Source organism: Synechococcus sp. OH2 (assembly GCF_047462155.1).
Lineage (GTDB): Bacteria > Cyanobacteriota > Cyanobacteriia > Thermostichales > Thermostichaceae > Thermostichus.
The window spans coordinates 1-3,831 of sequence record NZ_JANSIR010000054.1 but is presented as its reverse complement, the minus strand read 5'-3'; the positions used below and the strand labels follow the sequence as shown (position 1 = coordinate 3,831).

The 3,831-nt window shown below is 58.7% G+C and carries 5 protein-coding genes; 2 read left to right on the top strand and 3 right to left on the bottom strand.

Going from position 1 to position 3,831, the window contains the following annotated elements:
- The first annotated feature begins 407 nt into the window (after window positions 1-407).
- Window positions 408-902: a MarR family winged helix-turn-helix transcriptional regulator gene (locus NW835_RS04280; protein WP_414414604.1), complete on the top strand. Its 495-nt coding sequence runs from the start codon at window positions 408-410 to the stop codon at window positions 900-902.
- A 91-nt stretch (window positions 903-993) separates the two neighbouring features.
- On the opposite strand, the gene NW835_RS04275 is transcribed toward NW835_RS04280, so the two are convergent.
- On the bottom strand, window positions 994-1,269 hold the full coding sequence (locus NW835_RS04275) for a hypothetical protein (protein WP_414366738.1): 276 nt from the start codon (window positions 1,267-1,269) through the stop codon (window positions 994-996).
- 217 nt (window positions 1,270-1,486) lie between these two features.
- Here NW835_RS04275 and NW835_RS04270 point away from each other — a divergent pair, with 217 nt between their 5' ends.
- On the top strand, window positions 1,487-2,014 hold the full coding sequence (locus NW835_RS04270) for a TM2 domain-containing protein (protein ID WP_414414603.1): 528 nt from the start codon (window positions 1,487-1,489) through the stop codon (window positions 2,012-2,014).
- A 7-nt stretch (window positions 2,015-2,021) separates the two neighbouring features.
- Here NW835_RS04270 and NW835_RS04265 read toward each other — a convergent pair whose 3' ends face one another.
- A complete protein-coding gene (locus NW835_RS04265) occupies window positions 2,022-2,804 on the bottom strand; it encodes an ABC transporter permease (protein ID WP_414386617.1) in 783 nt (260 codons plus the stop codon).
- A complete protein-coding gene (locus NW835_RS04260; protein ID WP_414414602.1) occupies window positions 2,801-3,724 on the bottom strand; it encodes an ABC transporter ATP-binding protein in 924 nt (307 codons plus the stop codon). Before NW835_RS04260 ends, NW835_RS04265 begins: the two co-directional genes overlap by 4 nt.
- Window positions 3,725-3,831: the final 107 nt, after the last annotated feature.

Here is a 3,831-nt window from a genome sequence, read left to right as displayed (position 1 = left end):
AGCGGCGCGTAGCGCTTAAGCCTGCTCCGTACCGCTTAGCGGTCGGAGCCGGGTAGTTTACTATCCAACTTCTGCAGTCGCAGCAACCGAATGGCGACACTTCGTCCGAGGGATCCGTCCAGACGCAGCCGGGATCCCTAGGGTTGAGGCTCGAGGTCGCTTCAAATAAGCTGGAAACACGCCGGGCTGGCCCTTGGCATTCTGTGGGTCGTTTCCGGTCTTCGCCCCGCTTCCGTAGGCCCCCTCTGGATATGGAGAGAGCTCCTGTGCGTTGCCTTGGGATGGAATAGCTCCACGGAGCTGGCGAAATGGCCGTTAATTTGTATTAGGACTATAGTGCAGTCGGCTATCATAAAGCCAAAACTGTTCTTGCTGGGTGGATTAGTCTCGTTCGGCGAGCTGCAGCGATGCCCACTTCTGCTGAGTCTCTGTCCTCTCCGCTTCCCCAAGGCGAGGCCCTCAAGCCCTCGGTGGTGGCGGCGCGGGAGCCTTTTTTGGGGCTGCTGCGGGATCTGGCGCGGGCTTACCAAGCCTTTGAAAACTACGCCAGCGCTCACATTCGTCAGATAGGGCTGACCGCCCCCCAATTCGATGTGTTGGTAACCATTGGCAACACTCCTGGCTTGACGATGAATATCCTGGCCCAGAAAACGCTGGTTACCAAAGGGACGCTGACCGGGATCGTGGATCGCCTGGAACAAAAGGGGCTAGTGCGCCGCGAGGTACCTCCAGAAAACCGCCGCTGCTTCAAGATCGTGCTTACCGAAGAGGGGGAAAAACTGTTTGAACAGGTCTTCCCGGTTCATGTGGCCTACCTGAAAGAGCGCTTTCAAAAGCTGAATCCGGAAGAGATGGCTCAGATCCAAGCCTGCTTGAAAAAGCTGCAAGCAATTTTCTATTAGATCCCTCCTTGCGAGAGAGGCTAAGCAGCGGGACTTTTCAACAGGTGCAGTCAGCTCTGCCTAGGGCTAGATCGAGGAGCTAGCCACTGCCTCACCCCAAAACCCAGAGCATGAAGGTCACTCCCAAGGTAACGGCGCCGAAGAGGGCATAGCTAATCCGGCGCAGTGGCTGCAGTTGCATGGCATGCAGATCCTTAAGCCAACCCAGCCCCAGCGATTCCACAAAGCGATCTAACACTGCTTGCATGGGGTAGGCGTAAACGGATCCCTGTTCTTTGAAGTTGACTAGCACAACTAGCAGCGTGGCGTAGCCCCAGAGGAGGCCCCAGAGCACAGCACTCAACCCGATTAAGATGGGCTCAAGCATCGACCTTCCTTGGTCTCCTGGGGGCGTGACCGCCGCCCCCCCCGACGGAGTTCTTCGAGCTGAAGAGCTGGATCTCATTTTCAGCCTCTTTATCTGCTTGAAGCTACCCTCCCACCTCTAGGCCCGCTTTCAAGGGCCAGAGCAGGGGTGTCCTGCCCGTCCAAGGCAAAAGATGGCAGACTAGGGTTACCAGTCCAAGCTATCTTGACTGATGCCCATGAGCTCTCGCTACCTGCTGCCCCCTGCCGAGCCCAAATCCCTCGGCACCGCCTATCTCCTCTGGGCGTTGGGCATATTCGGCATCTGCGGTGTCCATCGCTTTTACCTGGGCAAAACCGGGACAGGCTTTCTCTGGTTCTTTACCTTTGGCCTGTTGGGAATTGGCCAGTTGATTGACCTGTTTTTGATCTCAGGCATGGTGGAAGATTACAACTTCAAGCTGGCCGTCTTGCAAGGGATCCGCCCCTCTGGGGCTCCCGCCAAGTCTGTCTCGGCCCCGCCTCAGCCTTTGAAGGGTCAGGCGCTGATGCGGGAGATCCTACGGCTGGCGCAGCAGCGACAAGGGATCCTCACCCTCTCGGAGATCGCCATCGAGCTCCCTGCTGACTTTGACGAGATTGAAAAAGCGCTGCGAGAGCTAAGCCGACGGGGCATTGCCTCCCCTGAGAACAACCTCACCACCGGCGCAGTGGAGTACCACTTCCCTCACCTGTTGCGCTCCCCTGGCGACCGGCGCTCCCTCTGACAAGGTCCTACTGGGATCCCAAGATGCCCCGCTGTTTGGCCAGTTGCATTGCCCGGTGAAAGGCCAGCAAGCCCAGCCCGAAGTAGAAAATGCCGCTGGCCAGAGCCATGAGCAGCCGCAGGGGATCCAATCCCACCTCCCGCACCATCAGATCCCGCAGCAGGCCAGCCCCTGCCGTCATGGGTAGCATCTGCCCCAGCCACTTCAGGGATCCCGACCACTCTTCTGTGGGGGTGGCTAGGAGAAAGAGCAGGCCAAATTGGCTCAGGATCAGCAGTTGTTGAATGCGCTTCCAAATCAAGGCAGCAGATCCCAGCAAAAACGAGAAGCCATAGGCCCCCAGCACCACGCTCAAGAGGGGCAACAACAGAGTGGGAGGAAAGCGCAGCCGGCTGCCTGTCAACAGCAAAATGACGCCCAAAATAACGACGACGACGGAAAAGCGCAACACCAAGCTGGCGCAGGCCCGCGCCAAAAACAGGGTGGCCGCCGAAAAGGGCGAGAGCAACACCTGCTCCAAGGTGCCTGTCTGGGCTTCCACCTGCAAGTTGAGGGCAATATCGTTCACCACAAAAATCACCAGCGTCCAGAGCACATAGCCGATCACCACCGCGTCCAGCCGTTCGCCAAATTGGGAGGCCGGCCCCGCCACATACTGAGCGCCGGCAAAGAGGGCATAGAAGAAAAAGGTGGTGATCAGGATCCCGCCCAGGGCTTCTGCCGGATAGCGGATGTACTGGATCCAGGTGCGCTTTAGCTCCGCCCAAAACAGGTACAGCAGTGGTCTCATCTCCTCTGCAGCAGCTTGAGAAAAATGTGGGTGAGATCCGCTTCCTCTCGCTTAATGCTAAGCAGGGGCAAGGGCTTGAGGATCTCCAGCACCTGATACAACGCCTCTGAAGAGCCGCCAAAGCGCAACTGATGGAAGCCGAGAATCTCCACCCCTTGCTGGAGCAGGCGCTCCGCCCGGCTGGGATCCAGGTCTTGTTCCAACTCAATCCGATAAGTACTGGCTGCGCCGGCAAACTGGCGGATCAGCTCCTGCGTGGGGGCCTGGCAGAGGATTCTCCCCCCCTCGATCACGGCCACCTGGTCTGAGAGGGCCTCGGCCATCTCCAGTTGGTGGGTAGTGAGGAGAATGGCCCGACCTGCAGCGGCAATTTGGCGGATCAAGGATTTCACTGCTTGGGCGGCTTCCACATCCAGCTCCAGGGTGGGCTCATCCAAAAGTAGCAGAGCCGGCTGGTGCAAGAGGGCAACAGCAATGGCCACCTTCTGCTGCATACCCCGCGAAAGGGTCTGCACAGCAACATCCCGTTTTTCCAGCAGGCCAAAGGTCTCCAGTAGCTCCAGCCCCCGCTGGCGAGCCGTTCTGGGGGATAGCCCCCGCAGCACGCCAAAGTACTCCAAGTTTTGCAAGGGGGTCAGCCGCCAGTAGAGGTTGCGGTTGCCTTCCAGCACCGCCCCCACCTGGGCCAGCGCACCCGCATCGGCGTGGGGATCCCGTCCCAGGATGCGCACCGTGCCAGCATCCGGCCGGATCAGCCCAGCAATCATCTTGATGGTGGTGGTCTTGCCGGCTCCATTGGGCCCCAAGAAAGCCAGGATCTCCCCTGCCGCCAGCGTCAGAGAGACATCCACCACCGCCCGCACCTGCTTGCCCCCCTGCCGGTAGGTTTTCTGGAGGTGGTGGGCTTCGAGAACTTTCATGACTTTTTTATTTCTCTTTTATGTCTTTGCTGAGAGAGATACAAGGAAAGGAATCGCTTTCAACGTAAGGCGCGGGATTCCCCACCGTCTATACGGTGGGGAGGGAT